At 69.1% G+C, this 17,428-nt stretch carries 19 protein-coding genes and 1 riboswitch; of the genes, 8 read left to right on the forward strand and 11 right to left on the reverse strand.

All coding sequences use genetic code 11. The features are described 5' to 3' along the window. Positions 1-8: 8 nt before the first annotated feature. The 3 genes from ACUTAG_RS16830 to ACUTAG_RS16840 are packed head-to-tail and all read right to left on the reverse strand — an operon-like array spanning position 9 to position 3,066. Positions 9-530: a lipocalin family protein gene (locus ACUTAG_RS16830; protein ID WP_049054230.1), complete on the reverse strand. Its 522-nt coding sequence runs from the start codon at positions 528-530 to the stop codon at positions 9-11. A gap of 38 nt (positions 531-568) precedes the next feature. Further along, a complete protein-coding gene (gene gshA / locus ACUTAG_RS16835; protein WP_054439335.1) occupies positions 569-2,140 on the reverse strand; it encodes a glutamate--cysteine ligase in 1,572 nt (523 codons plus the stop codon). 32 nt (positions 2,141-2,172) lie between these two features. Continuing rightward, on the reverse strand, positions 2,173-3,066 hold the full coding sequence (locus ACUTAG_RS16840; protein WP_045952884.1) for an alpha/beta hydrolase: 894 nt from the start codon (positions 3,064-3,066) through the stop codon (positions 2,173-2,175). Positions 3,067-3,127: 61 nt separating this feature from the next. Between ACUTAG_RS16840 and ACUTAG_RS16845 the strand changes: the two genes are divergently transcribed. After that, entirely contained in the window at positions 3,128-3,667 is a 540-nt protein-coding gene (locus ACUTAG_RS16845) for a hypothetical protein (RefSeq protein ID WP_006386831.1), read from the forward strand. Here ACUTAG_RS16845 and ACUTAG_RS16850 read toward each other — a convergent pair. Continuing rightward, positions 3,657-3,908: a helix-turn-helix domain-containing protein gene (locus ACUTAG_RS16850; RefSeq protein WP_006386832.1), complete on the reverse strand. Its 252-nt coding sequence runs from the start codon at positions 3,906-3,908 to the stop codon at positions 3,657-3,659. The genes ACUTAG_RS16845 and ACUTAG_RS16850 overlap by 11 nt on opposite strands. 118 nt (positions 3,909-4,026) lie before the next feature. On the opposite strand from ACUTAG_RS16850, the gene ACUTAG_RS16855 reads away from it, so the two are divergent. Further along, a complete protein-coding gene (locus tag ACUTAG_RS16855; protein WP_006386833.1) occupies positions 4,027-4,926 on the forward strand; it encodes an AEC family transporter in 900 nt (299 codons plus the stop codon). 21 nt (positions 4,927-4,947) lie between these two features. Here ACUTAG_RS16855 and ACUTAG_RS16860 read toward each other — a convergent pair whose 3' ends face one another. From ACUTAG_RS16860 to ACUTAG_RS16885, 6 genes are all read right to left on the reverse strand, one after another. Next, positions 4,948-5,556: an SUKH-4 family immunity protein gene (locus ACUTAG_RS16860; RefSeq protein ID WP_148317677.1), complete on the reverse strand. Its 609-nt coding sequence runs from the start codon at positions 5,554-5,556 to the stop codon at positions 4,948-4,950. 75 nt (positions 5,557-5,631) lie between these two features. After that, positions 5,632-6,639, reverse strand: coding sequence for an Ldh family oxidoreductase (locus tag ACUTAG_RS16865; RefSeq protein WP_006386835.1), 1,008 nt, complete (start codon positions 6,637-6,639; stop codon positions 5,632-5,634). A gap of 30 nt (positions 6,640-6,669) precedes the next feature. Beyond that, on the reverse strand, positions 6,670-7,605 hold the full coding sequence (locus ACUTAG_RS16870; RefSeq protein WP_148317675.1) for a hydroxyacid dehydrogenase: 936 nt from the start codon (positions 7,603-7,605) through the stop codon (positions 6,670-6,672). A 13-nt stretch (positions 7,606-7,618) separates the two neighbouring features. Continuing rightward, positions 7,619-8,632, reverse strand: a complete 1,014-nt coding sequence (locus tag ACUTAG_RS16875) for a Bug family tripartite tricarboxylate transporter substrate binding protein (RefSeq protein ID WP_148317673.1) — start codon at positions 8,630-8,632, stop codon at positions 7,619-7,621. A 251-nt stretch (positions 8,633-8,883) separates the two neighbouring features. Beyond that, positions 8,884-10,059 (reverse strand): UxaA family hydrolase, encoded by a 1,176-nt coding sequence (locus tag ACUTAG_RS16880; RefSeq protein ID WP_006386837.1) that lies wholly within the window; start codon positions 10,057-10,059, stop codon positions 8,884-8,886. Positions 10,060-10,089: 30 nt separating this feature from the next. Continuing rightward, positions 10,090-10,371 (reverse strand): UxaA family hydrolase, encoded by a 282-nt coding sequence (locus ACUTAG_RS16885; protein ID WP_026385179.1) that lies wholly within the window; start codon positions 10,369-10,371, stop codon positions 10,090-10,092. A 182-nt stretch (positions 10,372-10,553) separates the two neighbouring features. Here ACUTAG_RS16885 and ACUTAG_RS16890 point away from each other — a divergent pair, with 182 nt between their 5' ends. The 4 genes from ACUTAG_RS16890 (at position 10,554) to ACUTAG_RS16905 (ending at position 14,760) form a co-directional block, all read left to right on the forward strand. Then, the gene (locus ACUTAG_RS16890) at positions 10,554-11,309 is read left to right on the forward strand and encodes a GntR family transcriptional regulator (protein WP_053497973.1); all 756 of its coding nucleotides are present in this window, start codon (positions 10,554-10,556) and stop codon (positions 11,307-11,309) included. Between the two features lie 147 nt (positions 11,310-11,456). Beyond that, positions 11,457-11,538, forward strand: a riboswitch (SAM riboswitch). Beyond that, on the forward strand, positions 11,528-12,799 hold the full coding sequence (gene metX / locus ACUTAG_RS16895; RefSeq protein WP_054515510.1) for a homoserine O-succinyltransferase MetX: 1,272 nt from the start codon (positions 11,528-11,530) through the stop codon (positions 12,797-12,799). Its footprint overlaps the riboswitch before it by 11 nt. Beyond that, positions 12,796-13,410, forward strand: coding sequence for a methionine biosynthesis protein MetW (metW, locus tag ACUTAG_RS16900; protein WP_006386841.1), 615 nt, complete (start codon positions 12,796-12,798; stop codon positions 13,408-13,410). The genes metX and metW overlap by 4 nt, the downstream gene beginning before the upstream one ends. A gap of 69 nt (positions 13,411-13,479) precedes the next feature. Beyond that, the gene (locus ACUTAG_RS16905) at positions 13,480-14,760 is read left to right on the forward strand and encodes a muropeptide transporter (RefSeq protein ID WP_024067587.1); all 1,281 of its coding nucleotides are present in this window, start codon (positions 13,480-13,482) and stop codon (positions 14,758-14,760) included. 38 nt (positions 14,761-14,798) lie between these two features. Here the strand turns inward: ACUTAG_RS16905 and ACUTAG_RS16910 are convergent, their stop codons facing one another. Next, the gene (locus ACUTAG_RS16910) at positions 14,799-15,668 is read right to left on the reverse strand and encodes a universal stress protein (RefSeq protein WP_006386843.1); all 870 of its coding nucleotides are present in this window, start codon (positions 15,666-15,668) and stop codon (positions 14,799-14,801) included. A 259-nt stretch (positions 15,669-15,927) separates the two neighbouring features. On the opposite strand from ACUTAG_RS16910, the gene ACUTAG_RS16915 reads away from it, so the two are divergent. Further along, positions 15,928-16,566 carry a trimeric intracellular cation channel family protein gene (locus ACUTAG_RS16915; protein WP_006386844.1) on the forward strand — a complete coding sequence of 213 codons (639 nt, stop codon included), beginning with the start codon at positions 15,928-15,930 and terminating at the stop codon, positions 16,564-16,566. 110 nt (positions 16,567-16,676) lie between these two features. Continuing rightward, complete coding sequence (locus ACUTAG_RS16920; protein WP_024067588.1) at positions 16,677-17,378, forward strand: GntR family transcriptional regulator; 702 nt, start codon at positions 16,677-16,679, stop codon at positions 17,376-17,378. The last annotated feature ends 50 nt before the right edge of the window (positions 17,379-17,428 follow it).

The raw sequence follows: 17,428 nt of genomic DNA on the forward strand, positions 1-17,428 counted from the left end.
GGCCGCCGTTACTTCTGCGGCGTGTAGCGCAGTTCGTCGAGCTGGTAGCCCTGCGCCGTGGCGGCCGCCAGCGCGCGGTCCAGGTCTTCCTTGGGCAGTTGCGGCGAGCGCGACAGGATCCACAGGTACTTGCGGTCGGGCGTGCCGACCACGGCCCAGCGGTAGTCCGGGTCCAGCCCGATGACCCAGTAGTCGCCCTTGATCGGCTTGAAGAACGAGACCTCGAGCTTGGCGTTGTTGCTGCCTTCGACCACCGTGGCGGTGCCCGAGGCCGAGTCGATGTCGCCGTCCTTGGTGCGGCAGCGGTTGTTGACGCCGACGGTGCCGTCGGGGTGCAGCGTGTACTCCGCGGTGGTGTCGCCAACGCAGTTGCGCTGGAAGAACATCGGGAAATTGGCGATCTCGTACCACATGCCGGCATAGCGCTTGAGGTCAACCGATTCCACGGTCTGCATGGGCGGCGGCGCGGCGTAGGAGATCCCGGCCGCGCTGGCGGCCAGGGCCAGCAGTAATGTTGCAATGCGGCGCATGGGGCAAGCCTCCTGATCCAAAACCTTAACGATACGCCTTATTTGCGAGGCGCTTTCAGCGCGGCGTGGTAGCGGGCGACGTAGGTGTCGAAATCGACGTCATCGGATTGCTCGATACGGCGCTGTTCGGCGCTGGAGTCGAGCGCGGCCTGGCGGTATTCGGCGGCGAGGTCCGCCGGCAGGGGCTCGGCGCGCAGGGCCTGGGCATGTTCGCGGCTCTGGCGCAGGGAATAGTCGTGGAACGATTCGCCGCTGTCGGTGAGCGCCGCGAGCAGGCGCGCGGAGGGCGTGTCGTCAGGGCGGCCCAGCTTGGCCCGTTGCGCGGCCAGGCTGTCGGCGTAGGCGCTGCCGCCCAGCGCGGCGTCGTACAGCGCGGCGTAGGGCGCGATCTGGTCCAGCAGTTCCCGGCCCCACTGCGCCAGCTCGACCGCCTTGCCTTCACGGTCCAGCTGCAGGCCGGGCTTGCGGCCTTCCTTGACCACGGTGGAAAAGTTGTCGGCGCTGCGCTGACAGTAGCCATTGGCGGGGAAGAACGGGCTGTCGGAGGCAGCGCAGAACAGCAGGAAGGCATCCACGAAACGGCTGGTGTCGGCGTCGATGCCCACCGGCGATTCGGGGTTGATGTCCAGGCAGCGCACTTCCACGTACTGCACGCCGCGTTCGGCGAGCGCGGTGATGGGACGTTCGCAGCGGCCGGTGGCGCGCTTGGGGCGGATGCTGGAGTAGTACTCGTTTTCGATCTGCAGCACGTTGGTGTTGAGCTGGATCCATTCGCCGTTGCGATGCGTGCCGAGCTTCTGGTAGTCGGGCCAGGGCTGGGTGACCGCGTCGTACAGGCGGCCGAGGAAGGTGTCGAGATCGTTGTAGCAGAGCTTGAGCTGCGACTGCGCCTTGTTCTGGTAGCCCAGGTCGCTCATGCGCAGGCTGGTGGCGTAGGGCAGGTACAGGGTATGGTCGCCCAGGCGCTGCAGGCCGTGCTCGCCATCGCGCAGGAAATCACGCGCCAGCGCCGGCGCGGCGCCGAACAGGTACATCAGCAGCCAGGAATAGCGCGTGAAGTTGCGGATCAGGCCGATGTAGCCGCGCGAACGCCGGTCCTGGTCGGTGCCGGGCTGGGTGTCGAGCACCGACCACAGCGCTTCGGGCAGCGAGAAGTTGTAGTGGACGCCGGCGATGCACTGCATGGTCTTGCCGTAGCGCTCGGCCAGGCCACGGCGGTAGACGTGCTTGAGCATGCCGGTATTGGACGTGCCGTACCAGGCGATGGGAATGTCGGCCTCGGCGGGCAGGGTGGCCGGCATCGACTGGTTCCAGATCAGCTCATGATCCAGCACGCTGTAGACGTGGCGGTGCGTGGCGGTCAGCTCGGCCAGCAGGGCGTCGACATTGGCGTGGGTGCCGGTGATCAGTTCGAGCAGCGATTCCGAATAGTCGGTGGTGACGTGTTCGTTGGTCAGCGCGGAGCCGAGCCCGGCCGGGTGCGGCGTGCGGGCCAGGATGCCCTGCTCGTCGACGCGCAGGCCTTCTTTTTCGATGCCTCGCAGGGTCTGGGCCAGTAGCGAGCGGTTGGCTTCCAGGCGGGAGAGGCGTTGGGCGGCGGTATCAGTCACGGAATCTTCTCGGTGGGGTCTGTCGCCGGATTTTACGGGGTGCTGGCCTCCTCTGCCGAGGGAGTCAATACCGGGGACAGGGACAATTGCGCGGCGGTGCGCGCCAGCCACTCGTCCAGGTCGGCATAGACCGGGTCGGCGATGGGGGCGGTTTCGTTGAAAATCTCGTGCCAGGCGCTGTCGTACCAGCGCAAGGTCAGCAGCTCGGCGGGCGCCCGCTGGGCGAACTGGCGGCTGCCCTCGGCGGCCACGATGGAGTCGTCGCCCGCCACCATCAGCAGGGTGCGGCATGGCAGCAGATGGGCTTCGCGCAGCGAATCGCGTCCGCCGTCATCGACGAAGCGCGCCAGCCGGCCGGTCATGCTGCGCCGCACCAGCGGGTCGGACCGATAGGCCTTGACCACCGCCCGGTCGTGCGAGATCCGCGCCGGCGCCAGCCCATGGGGCACCCGCAGGTCGGGCGCGTGCAGCGACATCCAGGTCAGGGTGCGGCGCACCCACAGCGGGACGTTGACCACGAAGGGCGGCGAACTGAGCACCAGGGCGTCGATCGGCGCCAGCCGTTGCAGTGCGATCCGCACCGCCACCAGGGCGCCCAGGCTGTGGCCCAGCAGGATCGGCGGGCGGCCCTGGGCGGCGGTCCAGTCGGCCAGGCGGGCCACGGCATCGGTCACCAGGTCTTGCTGGTGCGCCAGGGTGGCGGGGCGTCCTCCCGAGCGGCCATGGCCGCGGTGGTCATGGGCGCCCACCGTCCAGCCGCGGGCCGCCAGCCAGCGCGCCAGCCGGTCATAGCGCCCGGCGTGCTCGCTCAGCCCATGCAGCAGATAGATGCTGGGCGTGCCCGGGCCGACGATCGGCGAAGGCACATTCGGGGCGGCGGGCCAGGCATGATTGGCCAGGAGCGTGCCGTCGGGCGCTGGGGTCATGGAAATCGGCGACAATTTGGGGCTGTCCTCGAAATGAAAAGACCGTGGGGTCTTTACGGTAATGACGATTTCATCGCTGTTTCGTTTCATGTTCAAGAAAGCCGGCCTGATTCTTGTGGTGGCCCTGCTGGCCAGCGCCTGCTCGCCCCGTTACAACTGGCGCGAGGTCGACGTGGCCGATGGCCGCGTGCGGGCGGCTTTCCCGAACCGCGTGCAGACCGAGACCCGCCAGTTGCGGCTCGATACCCATACGCTGGATTTCACGCTGGCCAGCGCCACCGTGGGCGAGGCGGTGTTCGCCATCGGCTCGGCGCCGCTGCCGCGGGAGATCGCGGCCGATCCCGTGGCGCGGCAGGCGCTGGGCATGGCGCTGATGCGCTCGCTGTATGTCAACATGCAGGCGCCGCCGCCCACCGAGTGGCCGCCCTATGGGCAGGACATCGACGTGCAGGGCAAGGCCATGGGCAAGCCCGGCTGGCTGCGCGCGCGGGTGTGGGTGACCGACACCATGCTGATCGAGGCCGTGGCGGCGGGCACCGAAGCCAGCCTGCCCGAGGAGCGGGCGCGCGAATTCCTGAGGTCGGTCGTGGTCAAGCCGTGACCGTGTTCAGCAGTCCGCGCCGGATGGCCGTGGCCACCGCGGCGCGCCGGCCGCGCACCTGCAGCTTGCGGCAGGCGTTGCGCAGATGGAAATTGACGGTGCTTTCGCTGATGTCGAGGATGCGGGCGGTTTCCCAGCTGGTCTTGCCGATGGCGCTCCAGTGCAGCGAGGCGGATTCTCGAGGCGAAAGCCGGACGGGGGCGGGCGCCCGCGGGATGGCGGAAGCGGGTTTGGCGGACATGACGGATAGGGCGCTGATAGCCTGGAAAAAGACAACCCATGCTCCGACCCCCGATGGCCACCGGACAAGCGGCGATGCCGCCACGTATCTCACTTTGAATCTCTGACGGAATAAACGCATGCTGGCCATCGCGCAGTTCTATTTGTCGGCCATCGTGCTGATGTTGCCCCTGTTGTCGTGCGTGGGCATCGGCATCTTCTGGGGCAAGCGCGACCTGCCGTTCGGCGGCGCCTTCATCACCACCCTGGTCACCTCGGTGACCACCCCCGCGCTGGTGTTCCACACCTTCGTCACCACCCGCCTGGACGATCGGGCGCTGGCCGACGTGGCCGCCGCCACGCTGCTGGCGCTGCTGCTGTGCGCGCTGGCCTGCGCCTTGCTGCTCAAGCTGGGCCGGCTGCCGGTGCGCACGCTGCTGCCGACCGCCTTCCTGCCCAACGCCGGCAACCTCGGCCTGCCGATTTCGCAGCTGGCCTTCGGCGATGCCGGGCTGTCGGTGGCGGTGGCGTTCTTCGCCGTCAATTCCTTTGTCATGCACACCATCGCGGTGCGGCTGCTGCCGGGCGTCAACACCCGGGGCAGCTGGAAAAGCCCCATCCTGCTGGCTTCGGTGCTGGCCGTCGCGATGCGGCTGCTGAACGTTCCGGTGCCGGCCTGGCTGATCGAGACCACCCGCATGCTGGGCGCCGTGACGGTGCCGCTGATGCTGCTGAGCCTGGGCCACGCGCTGGCGCTGATCCCGGCCAACGGCCTGCGCGATGGCGCCAAGGTGGCGGCGATGCGCCTGGCGACCGGCCTGGCCGCGGGCCTGGCGATCGTCTGGGCGCTCGACCTGGAGCCGGTGCTGGCCGGCGCGCTGACATTGCAGATGGCCATGCCCTGCGCGGTGGTCAGCTACATGTATGCCAAGCGCTATACCGACATGGGCGATACCGCCGCCGGCGCGGTGCTGGTGTCGACCGTGGTGTTCCTGCTGCTGGCGCCGTTGATGCTGTGGTTCAGCCACGCGGGGACGTAGCGGGCGGGCCGGCGTCCGGCGCTACAGCAGACCGTCGCGCAGTTGTTCGCGGATCCGGCACCACCAGCCGCCGCGCCGCAGCGCCTTGGCATCGTGCTGCTGCCAGGTCCGATCGAGCTGGCGCAGCGCGGCGGGGCGATCGAACGACGGCGGCTCGGATCCCGCCGCAGGCTGATGCCGTCGCACGAATTCACCGCGTCGCAGGGCGTCGAGCCGGGCCTGCATTTCGGACTGGCTGTAGACGCGCGGGCCGGCATGGTGGCGGCTCGCCTCGGCCTGGAACCGTTGCAGGGCCGCGAGGAAATGCAGGAAGTGTTCGACTCGCGTGTTGACGAGCAGCGGGGCCGCATCCTCGCCAGCCGTCACCACCCGGCCATCGGCCGCGATTGCAAGCCATAGCGCATCGGCCCAGGGTTCGCGCGCGAACACCAGCATCGCGCCGCCCGGCGAGCGGTGTATGGCCGGCGGCACGAACTCGACCAATGCCGCGGCGGGGTCGGGACGCATCGGCAGACCGGGGTCGAGCAGCCAGGCGCAGGCGTGGGCGTCCAGCCCGGCGCCGGCCAATGTGTCGGGCGCCAGGCGGGTGGCGCCGCCGGCATAGAGGCCGGCCAGCTCGTCGTGGTTCATGTGATCGGGGCGCGCGCCCGTCGTCGGGGCGGGCGCGGTGGGTTTCGGTGGTTGAGCGGGCAAGGCGCGGCGGATTCAGGCCACGCCCGACATGGCGCGCAACTGCGCCATCAGCGCCTCGGGGATCTCCACGCCGTGCTTGAGCGCTTCGTCGCGCAGTTTGCGGCGGCGGTCGCCGGGCAGGCGCACGCCGTCGTCTTCCAGCATGGCCTCCACCAGCGTTTCGACGCGCTCCAGATAGGCCTCGTTGCCCGCCAGCGCGCCCGGGTCTATCGCCATGAAGGCCTGGCCCAGGCGCGCCGGGCCGCCCTCGTCGACGAAGAACGATTCGGTCTCGAAGCCGAAGTGCGAACCGGTCAGGGCGCAGGCCAGCAGTTCGATGATCAGCGCCAGCATCGCGCCCTTGACGCCGCCTGCCGGCAGCATGCTGCCGGCCAGGCCGGCCTTGGGATCGGTGGTGGGCTGGCCGTCGGCATCCAGCGCCCAGCCCAGCGGGATCGGCTGGTTGTCGCGCGCGGCGATCATGAGCTTGCCGCGCGCCACCTGCGACAAGGACAGGTCGATGACGATGCGGCCGCCGCCGCGGCGCGGGAACACGGCGGCGATGGGGTTGGTGCCGAACAAGGGGCGCTTGCCGCCCCAGGCCGGCATGGCGGCCGGCGAGTTGCTCAGCGCCAGGGCCACCAGGCCGGCGTCGGCCAGGGCTTCCAGGTGATAGCCGGCCTCGCCGAAGTGGTGGCTGTTGGCCACGCCGATAAAGGCCACGCCATGTTCACGGGCGCGGCGGGTGGCTTCCTCGACCGCCAGCGCGCAGGCGGGAAATGCCAGGCCCGAACCGGCATCGATCAGCGCCGCGCCGCCGCGCTCGTGCAGGATGCGCGGCACGGCGGCGCCGAGGGCGCGGCCGGTGCGCAGGTGGCCGGCGTAGAACGGCACGCGCGACAGGCCGTGGGAACTGAGTCCCTGGCTTTCGGCGAAGACCAGCGCGCGGGCGGTGCTGTCGGCCATGGCAGGGTTGGCGCCCGCGGCGGCCAGGCTGGCCGCGGCCAGGTGTTGGAGTTCGTCCAGATAGATGTGAGCCATATCCTTCCTGTCAGGGAGGCGCGCCGCGCTTCATCGGGCACCGCCGGTAAGCGCTATTGTCACACCGGCGGCCACCATGTCGGAAACGCGGGTGTTGGCTTCCCGCGTCAGGCCGGCGATGTGCGGGGTCAGGATCAGGTTGGGCGCGCCGGCCAGCGGGCCGCCGGCGGGCAGCGGTTCCTGTTCGAACACGTCCAGCGCCGCGCCGCCCAGGTGGCCGCCACGCAACGCCACCGCCAGCGCGGTTTCGTCGACGATGCCGCCGCGCGACGTGTTGATCAGCACCGCGCCCGGCCGCATGCGGGCGATGCGGGCGGCGTCCAGCAGGTGGCGGGTACCGGAGGTCAGCGGCACGTGCAGGGTGACGGCGTCGGCCTGGGCCAGCAGGTCGTCCAGTTCCAACCGCGTGGCGCCGGTTTCGGCCCAGGCGGGATGATCTGCCGGCAAGGCGGCGTCGCACGCCACGACGCGCATGCCCAGCCCGGCCGCGAGCCGCGCGGTCAACTGGCCGATGCCGCCGAAGCCGACCACGCCCAGGGTGCGGCCATGCGCCTCCAGGCCTTGCGACAAGGCCGCGCGCGGCCACTGTCCGCCCGCCACCTCGGCGCTGGCGGCATAGGCGCCGCGCAGCAGCGCCAGCAGCGTGCCGATGACGTATTCGGCCACCGCGCGCGCATTGGCGCCGGTGGCCGGCACCACCTGGATGCCGCGCGCCGCGCAGCCGGGCAGGTCGATGTTGTCCAGCCCCACGCCCAGCCGACCGACCGCCCGCAGCCGCGGCGCGGCCGCCAGCAGCGCCGCGTCCACCTGGCTGCGGTTGCGCACGATGAGGGCGTCGGCCTGGCCGGCCGCCTGCAGCAGGGCGTCGCGCTGCTCCACCAGGTCGGGGGCGTAGCGCACGTCGAAGCGCTGGCGCAGCGCGTCGACCGCGGGCGCGTCCATGAATTCCGAGATAAGCACGTGCATGGCGGCTCCGGCGTCAGGCGATCTGGATGTTGGCGTCGCGGATGATCCTGGCCCAGCGGTCGACCTCGGATCGCAGATAGCTGCCGAATTCCGCCGGCCCGCGCGGCTGCGGCACGAAGCCCAGTTGTTGCAGGGCCTGCTGCATGGCGGGCTGCGAAATCTGCTTGACGATGGCATCGCCGATGCGCTGCACCAGCTCCGGCGGCGTGTTGGCGGGCGCCATGACGCCGGTGAAATTCTCCACGATCAGGTCCGGCAGGCCGGCCTGCGCCACGGTGGGCACGTCGGGCAGGTCCCGGCTGCGTTCCCGGGTCGTGATGGCCAGCGCCCGCAATGAGCCGTTCTTCACGTGCGACAGCGATTCGGGGTAGTTCGAGAACACCACGTCCAGGTGGCCGCCGATGAGGTCGGTCAGCGACGGCGCGCCGCCCTTGTAGGGCACGTGCATCAGCGGCGTGCCGGTCAGCTTCTGGTACAGCGCCAGCGTCAGGTGCGGCGGCGTGCCGTTGCCGCTGGAGCCGGCCGCCAGCGGCTTGGCGGCGGCCGCGCGGGCCAGGTCGGCCATGCTCTTGATGGGACTCTTGGCATTGACCACCACCATGATGGGCGAGGACGCCAGGCCGGCCACCGGCGCCAGGTCGCGGGTCAGGTCGTAGCCGGCCTTGCCGGCGAACAAGGTGGCGTTGGCGGCATGCGACAGGGTGATGGCCAGCCACGTGTAGCCATCCGGCGCGGCGTGCGAAACATGCGCCGCGCCGATGTTGGCGCTGCCGCCGGGCTTGTTTTCCACGACCACGTTCCAGCGTTCGGCGTCGCCAAGCGCCTTGCCCACCTGGCGGGCGGCCACGTCGGTCAGGCCGCCGGGCGGGAAGGGCACGACGTAGTTGATGGGGCGATCGGGCCAGTTGCCCTTCTGCGCCAGCGCCTGCTGCCACGGCGCCAGCGCACAGAGGCCGGCGGCGCCCAGCGCGCCGAGCACGCGCCGGCGTTGCGCGTCGTCGATGGGGGGGTGTTGCTCGCGGTTCATCGGTCTTCCTCCTTGGGGGTTGGCGCCCGGGTAGGAATGCTTGCGCCTGTGCTGCCGTGGCGGCTTGCGCCCGGGTCTGCATGCATTTTTTGCGTGTGCTGCGAGGGACTGCGGGTGCTGCGCGAGAGCGAGGTGTTGCAAGGACTGCGGTTTGCGGTGGGGCGGCGACGCGGCGGCGACAGGGCCGCCGCCGTGTCGCTCCCGCCCGCGCGATGGCGCGGACGGCCGGCGCGCGCGGGATCGGAGCGCCGTCAGGCGCTTTCGAAGATGCGGGTCAGGACGAACTCGCGGTGGCCCAGGGCCTCGGCCGCGGTCCAGCGGCCGTTGGCGGTGGCCAGCATGCATTCGAGCAGCTTGTCGCCGGCCTGGTTCAGGTCGATCTCGCGCTGCAGCAGGCCGCTGGTGTCGACGTCGATGTGTTCCGACATGGTCCGCACCGTGCGCGGGTTGGCGCAGATCTTGATGACCGGCAGGATCGGGTTGCCGATGACGTTGCCCTGGCCGGTAGGAAAGAAATGCACCGCGTAGCCCGAGGCCGCGCACAGCGTCACCATCTCGGCCGCGGCCGAGGACGAGTCCATGAACCACAGGCCCGGGCCGTCGGGGATCTCGGCCTTGTCGATCACGCCGTCGACCCGGCACTGCTTGCCGATCTTCTGGATGTTGCCCAGCGCCTTTTCCTCGATGGTGGTCAGGCCGCCGGCGATGTTGCCCTTGGTGGGCTGCGATTCGGACAGGTCGCTGGTCTTCCAGCGGTCGATCATGGCCTGGTAGCGGTCGAACATGAACATGAAGCGTTCGCGCACGGCGTCGTTGGCGCAGCGCTCGGCCACGATGTGCTCGCCGCCGGTCAGTTCCGAGGTCTCGCCGAACACCAGCGTCGAGCCCAGCGCGTAGAGCTTGTCGAAGGCGTTGCCCACGGTGGGGTTGGCGCCACAGCCCGAGGTGGTGTCGGACTCGCCGCACTTGGTCGAGACCCACAGGTCGGAGATGGGACACGTGCTGCGGGTGAGCGCGGTGGCGTAATGCACGAATTCCTTGGCGCAGCGCGAGGCCCGCATGATGGTGTCGTGGTCGCCGTGCAGTTCGATGCTGAAGCCCATGACCGGCTTGCCGGTGGCGGCGATGCCGTCGACCACGCGCTTGGTCCAGCCTTCCTCGATGCCGATCACCACCACCGCCGCCACGTTCGGGTTGCAGCCGGTGCCGATGAGGGTGCGGAAGTGCAGTTCCAGGTCTTCGCCGAATTGCAGGCGGCCGTAGGGGTGGGGCAGGGCCAGCGTGCCCTTGATGTTGTTGGCGACGGCCTCGGCCGCGGCGTTGGAGATGTCGTCCACGGGCAGCACGATGACGTGGTTGCGCACGCCGACCCGGCCGTTGTCGCGGCGGTAGCCCTGGAAGGTGGTCTGAGCATTGATGACGGACATGATGGTTTCCTGTGTGGGCGAAGGATCGGCTTACCAGCGCTTGGTCTTGATGTTGTGCACGTGGGCGTGCTGGCCGGCCTGGATCGGCGCGACCACGCGGCCGATGTCCACGCCGTACTTGTAGACCGTGTCGCCCACGGCCATGTCCTTCATCGCGACCTTATGGCCGATGGGGATGTCCTGCGAGGCCCGCACATGGATGATCTTGTCCTCGTCCATGATCCAGGCATTGAGCTCCGTTCCGGCGGTCAGTCCTTCCACCACGGCGACCGCCACCGTGTCCTTGGCATCGTGCAATACGGCGTGAATCATCGTCTTTCCCTCCTGGGTGAGCGCCACGGCGGAGTGCCGCGGGCGCTTCGGATCACAACGTCCGGCAAATCTTATGGCTCGTTTTTCAGCATGTCAACTAAATCATATATATGAATTGTATGACTTGAGGAGGAGCGCCTCGCGCCGCTACACTGGAGCCCCGGATTTATTGCGATGCACCCATGAACACCAGCCTGTCATCGACTGTGCCTTTGGGCAGTCCCTTGTACGAGCAGGTCAAGCAGGCCGTGCTTGCCGCGCTGGCCCAAGGCGAATGGAAGCAGGGCGAGGCGATTCCGCCGGAAAAGCACCTGGCCGAGCGCTTCGGCGTGTCGATCGGCACGCTGCGCAAGGCGATCGACGAACTGGCGGCCGAAAACATCCTGGTGCGCCACCAGGGCCGCGGCACCTACGTCGCGGTGCACACCCGCAACCACCACTTCTTCAAGTTCTTCCGCATCCTGCGCCAGGACGGCCACAAGTCGTACCCGGCCACCGAGCTGCTGCGCTTTCGCCGCGTCAAGGCCTCGGCCGAGGCGCGCGAGAAGCTGGGGCTGCCGGCCGGCGCCCATGTGTTCGAGTTCCTCAACATGCTGTCGCTGAACGGCGACGTGGTCATGGTGGACGACATCTGCCTGCCGGAATCGCGCTTTCCGGGCATGACCGAGGCGCACCTGCGCGAGCGCGCCAGCACGCTGTATGCGCTGTACCAGGACGTGTTCGGCGTCAACGTCATCGCCACCGACGAACGCCTGCGCACCTGCCTGGCGGACCGCGCCCATGCGCGCTGGCTGGGCGTGGCCGAGGGCGCGGCGCTGCTGGAGATCCGCCGCGTGGCTTATTCGTACAACCGCCAGCCGGTGGAATGGCGCATCTCGCGCGTCAATACCGAACGCTACGAATACCTGGGCCATGAGCCCTGGGAGGCGGGGGCCTGAGGGCCAGCGCGTTCCGGGGCCGGCCCAGGCGGCAGGCAAGGGGCTGGCATGCCGGCGCCGGCCTCCATGTGATCGGGCGCCGACGGCCGCCGAGCCGCGCGCTTGCCGTCCCCGCCGCCAGCAGTGCTAGAATTCCTGCCGCACTATCCAATTTTCGGCGCCGATTTGCCTGATCCGCTTGCGGGCGCCTTCCAATAAATCCAGCTAAAGAGGTCCGTATGACCACTCCTGCCCAACATTTGGCCGGTGATTCGGCCAGTGCCGCGCTCGCGACCCTGCCCGCCGCCACCCTCACGCAGTCCGATGCCGCTGATCCCGGTTCCGTCGGACTGGTTGCTCCCGTCTTCCTGCGTTTCGACGAGCCGCTGCCGTTGCTCAGCGGCCAGTCGCTGGCCAGCTACGAGCTGGCGGTCGAGACCTATGGCACGCTCAACGCCACGCGCAGCAATGCGGTGCTGATCTGCCACGCCCTGAACGCCTCGCACCACGTGGCCGGCCAGGCCGCGGACAGCCCCAGCGACGTCGGCTGGTGGGACAACATGGTGGGACCCGGCAAGCCGGTCGACACCAACGTGTTCTTCGTCATCGGCGTCAACAACCTGGGCTCGTGCTTCGGCTCGACCGGCCCGGCCAGCATCAACCCCGAGACCGGCAAGCCCTGGGGCGCCGCCTTCCCGGTGCTGACGGTGGAGGACTGGGTGCAGGCGCAGGCGCGGGTCGCGGACCACTTCGGCATCGAGCGCTTCGCCGCCGTGATGGGCGGGTCGCTGGGCGGCATGCAGGCCCTGAGCTGGGCCATCACGCTGCCCGAGCGCGTGGCCCACTGCGTGGTCATCGCCAGCACGCCGCGCCTGTCGGCGCAGAACATCGGCTTCAACGAAGTGGCGCGGCGCGCCATCATCACCGATCCGGATTTCCATGGCGGCGACTACTACGCGCAGGAAACCGTGCCGCGCCGCGGCCTGTCGGTGGCGCGCATGATCGGCCACATTACCTACCTGTCCGACGACGACATGGCCGAGAAATTCGGCCGCGCCCAGCGCGAACCGGCCGCCAACGGCGCCTACCGTTACGGCTACGACGTCGAGTTCGAGGTCGAGTCGTACCTGCGTTACCAGGGCGAGAAGTTCACCCGCTATTTCGACGCCAATACCTACCTGCTGATCACCCGCGCGCTGGATTATTTCGATCCGGCGCGCAAGACCGGCGGCGACCTGGCGCGCGCGCTGGCGCCGGCCCAGGCGGATTTCCTGCTGGTGTCGTTCACCACCGACTGGCGCTTCCCGCCGGAACGCTCGCGCGAGATCGTGCGGGCCCTGCTCAAGAATTCCAGCCCCGTCACCTACGCCGAGATCGACGCGCCGCACGGGCACGATGCCTTCCTGCTGGACGACGCGCGCTACCATGCCGTGGTACGCGGCTATTACGAGCGCATCGCCCGCGAATTGGGACTGACCGACGCCGCTCAGACCGAAGGACGCTCCGCATGAATCCCGTGACTCCCCGTCCCGCCGTCAACACGCTGCGCCCCGACCTGGCGCGCATCGCCAGCTGGATCGAACCGGGCAGCCGGGTGCTGGACCTGGGTTGCGGCGACGGCGCGCTGCTGGCGCACCTGCGCGATCACCGCCAGGTGCGCGGCGCGGGCGTCGAGCTGGACGACACCTGCGTCATCGCCTGCGTGCGGCGCGGCGTCGAGGTGATCCAGCAGAACCTGGAAGACGGCCTGGCCCTGTTCGACGACAAGCAGTTCGACACCGTGGTGCTGTCGCAGACGCTGCAGTCCATGCACCGCACCGAGCACATCCTGCGCGAGATGGCGCGGGTGGCGCGCCATGGCGTGGTGTCGTTTCCCAACTTCGGCTACTGGCCGCACGGCTGGGCCATCCTGCGCGGGCGCATGCCGGTGACGGGCCAGATGCCCTACCAGTGGTACAACACGCCCAACATCCACCTGTGCACGCTGCGCGACTTCGAACAGCTGGCCGGCGAGCTGGGCCTGCGCATCCTGGAGCGCGCCACTTTCAACGAAGGGCGCGAGATCAAGACCTTCCCCAGCTGGCGCAGCACCCTGGCGGTGTACCGCTTCGCCTCGCCCTGACATTCTGAAACGCCGGCTGACGGCCCGGGCGCCAGCGCCTAAAATGCCGCAAGCCCGCCGCGCCCGTCCGTGCGCCCGGCCGGCCCGTTTCAGGAGACCGTCATTACCGCTGTATCCAACGTCTACACCAGTCCCCGCGTCGCGCCCCTGCTGGTCCTGGGGTTCGCCAGCGGATTGCCGCTGGCCCTGACCAGCGGCACCCTGCAGGCGTGGGCCACGGTGGCCGGCGTGCCCTTGCAGCAGATCGGTTTCCTGACCCTGGTGGGCACCGCCTACACGCTCAAGTTCCTGTGGGCGCCGCTGGTGGACCGCTATGCGCCGCCGCTGCTGGGCCGGCGCCGCGGCTGGATGCTGGTGACGCAGGTGCTGCTGGGGCTGGCGATCATGGTCATGGGCACGCTGTCGCCGTCGTCGGCCTTGCAGGCGCTGGCCCTGCTGGCGGTGCTGGTGGCCTTCCTGTCGGCCACCCAGGACATCGCCTTCGATGCCTATTGCACCGACGTGCTGCGCAAGGAAGAGCGCGGCGCGGGCGCGGCCATCAAGGTCATGGGCTACCGGGTGGCGATGATCGTCTCGGGCGGGCTGGCGCTGATCCTGGCCGACCAGTGGATCGGCTGGGGCAATACCTATGTGGTGATGGGCGGCCTGATGCTGCTGTGCGCGCTGGCGACACTGTGGGCGCCCGAGCCGGAGCACGTGGCCAAGCCGCCGCGCAGCCTGGGCGAGGCCGTGTCGGCGCCCCTGCAGGAATTCTTCACCCGGCGCGGCGCGTTGGCGGTGCTGCTGCTGATCGTGCTGTACAAGCTGGGCGACGCCTTTGCCGGCGCGCTTTCGACCACGTTCCTGATCCGCGGCGCGGGCTATACCCCTACCGAGGTGGGCGCGGTCAACAAGGTCATGGGCATGGCCGCGACCGTCGTCGGCGCCCTTGCCGGCGGCCTCGTCATGTCGCGCTGGACGCTGTACCGGTCGCTGATGGTGTTCGGGCTGCTGCAGGCGGTGTCCAACCTGGGCTACTGGGTGATCGCGGTCAGCCCCAAGAGCATCTGGCTCATGGGCGCCGCGGTCGGGCTGGAAAACCTGTGCGGCGGCCTGGGCACGGCGGCGTTCGTCGGGCTCTTGATGGCCCTGTGCCGCCAGCGCTTCTCGGCCACGCAGTTCGCGCTGCTGTCCGCGCTGTCGGCGGTGGGTCGCACCTACCTGGCCGGACCCTTGACGCCGCCGCTGGTCGAGCACCTGGGGTGGCCCGGGTTCTTCCTGGTGACGGTGGTGATCGCGCTGCCGGGCCTGGTGCTGTTGCACCTGCTGCGCGGCCGCATCGAAGCCATGATGCAGGACGGCGACGCCTGACGCCGGGGCCCGGGGGGCCCCGGCGTCAGCGCGGCGCGTCACTCCTCGCCGGCCAGGCGCACGATCAGCACGTCGCTGGGCAGCGCTTCGAGCAGCCGTTCGGCAACGCTGCCGATGGCCGTGCGCAACAGGCCGGTGCGGCCATGGGTGCCGGTGACGACCAGGTCGGAACGATGGTTGAAGGAATATTCCGACAGCACCGTTTCCGGCTGGCCGCATTCCATCACGACCTTGGGCGGCGCCACGTTGGCCAGTTCCGGCGTTTCGGCGATGAACTCGCGCGAACTCTGCTCGGCCGCGTGGTAGAAGCTGCGGGTCACGGCGTCGTCCGGCACGTTCTTGCCCTGGAACGGCACGTCATAGGCATGGAACAGCGTCAGGTCGGCGTTGGGCACCAGTTGCAGCGCGGCGCGCAGCGCCTGGCGCGAACCGGCCGAGAAGTCGGTGGCGACCAGCACGTCGCGGTACGGCTTGCGCGGACGGTTCTTGACCACCAGCACCGGCTGGCGCGCCTGGCGCACCAGTTTTTCCACCGTGGTGCCCAGCAGCAGGCGGCCCAGCGTCTCGTCGCGCGCGATGCCGGCGATGATCAGCGAGCAGCCGAAGCTGTCGGCGGTTTCCATGATGCGGACCAGGGGATCGCCCGTGACCACCACCACTTCGGTGGCCACGCCGGCGTTGGCCAGGTCCTCGGCCAGTTCGCGCTCGGCCACCGCCTTGTGGTCGGCGGCCAGCCGGCGCCAGACCGGCGTGGTCAGGCGCGCCGACACGCCGTGGTTTTCCATGACGTGCAGCACGACCAGCTTGGTATCGAGTTCCTTGGCCAGTTGCAGCGCGCGATCCAGGGCGCGATCACCGCGCGCGCTGAGATCCGTGGCCAGTAGGATGGGGCCAGGTTGTTGCGACATACGTTTCTCCCGAGATGGGGCCGGGCCGGTGGCTCCCGCTAGCCCGCCGTCCGGCCGATATCGCCCTTGCGGGCACACCCCCATTGTCCCGCCGGGGCGCGGACAGGGGCTTGACCGATATCAACGCACTTCCAGCGTAAGGGAGGATGGGGGGCGGCGGCAATGGCGGGGGGCGATGCCGTGTCAATACAATGGGGCCTGTCGCCCGTGCCGGGAAGCCGTCGCGTCCGCGGGTTTCGTCCCCCTCCCTTGCCGTTCCATGTTCTACGACCTTTCGCCCGCCCTGCTGCACACGCTCTACCTGGTCGCCATCGTGGCCGAAGCCATGACCGCGGCGCTGTCGGCCGGCCGGCGCGACATGGACTGGATGGGCGTCTGCATCATCGCCTGCGTCACCGCGCTGGGCGGCGGCTCGCTGCGCGACGTGCTGCTGGGGCACTATCCGCTGACCTGGGTGGTCCATCCCGAATACCTGTGGATGACGGCGGGCGCGGCGCTGCTGACCGCCCTGATCGCGCCTGTCATGCGGCGCCTGCGCAGCGTCTTCCTGCTGGCGGACGCGCTCGGCCTGGTGGCGTTCACGGTCATCGGCTGCCAGGTCGCGCAACTGATGCAGCTGCCGATCACGGTGGTGCTGATCAGCGGCATGATCACCGGCTGCGCCGGCGGGGTGCTGCGCGACGTGCTCTGCAACGAGGTGCCGCTGCTGTTCCGCAAGGAGCTGTACGCCAGCGTGTCGGTGGTGACCGGGGCGCTGTACCTGGGCGCGCAGGCCCTGGGGCTGCCGGCCAACGCTGCCGTGCCCATCGCGCTGGCGGTCGGCTTGGCGCTGCGCCTGCTGGCCCTGCGCTTCAATTGGCAGATGCCGAAGTTCGTGTACCGCGACGACTGGCATTGAGGTTCGCACCGGACCTCATTCCTGCAACAATTTTCCTATTTGTGTTTCAATAAATTTCTAGTATCTTGTCGCTGTCGCAATACTTGCATCAGCAGTACAAGGGGAGCCGATTGGACGTCAAAGCGCCCGCCACGATTCCGTACTTCCTACAGGAACAGATTCGTGAGTTGATAGTGGATGGCACTATCAGGCCCGGGCAGCCATTGCGGGAACAGGAACTGGAGCAGCGTTTCGGCACCAGCCGCAGTCCCATCCGGGAAGCGCTGCGTCTGCTGGAACTGAGCGGCCTGGTGACGCATGTCCAGCGCAAAGGCTTCCGGGTCACCCTGTATTCCGAAACCCAGATCCGCCACCTGTACAAGCTGCGCGCGGAGCTGGAAGCCTATTGCATCCGCCAGGTCGCCGAGATCGACGACATTTCGCCGCTGGTGGCCGAACTGCGCGCCTATGACGAGGCGATCGCCGCCGCCATGGCCAAGCGCGACGTGCGCGCCTATATCGCGGCGCTGCGCGAGTTCTACCTGGCCGGCGCCCGCTTCACCGGCAACGCCCCGCTGGCCGAGGTGCTGACCAAGCTGTACGAACAGGTCGAGCCGCTGCGCTACCTGCTGGCGCGGCAGACCATGGAATCGAACAGGCTGCAGACCTATACGCAGGGCATCACGCAGGCGCTCGCCAGCCGCGATTTCGACCGCGCCGCGGAACTGACCCGCGGCTACGTGCTGGATGTGCTGCCGGGTATCCTGCGGGCCTACCACGAGGCCTCGCTGCAGGACGCCGAGGAACCCGCGCCGCGCTACGGCCGCGCGTAACCGCGGGACCGCGTCCGGCGCCCGAGGCGCCGGCGCGTCCTTGCTGCGTC

Source organism: Achromobacter sp. CSND-B12 (assembly GCF_052906545.1).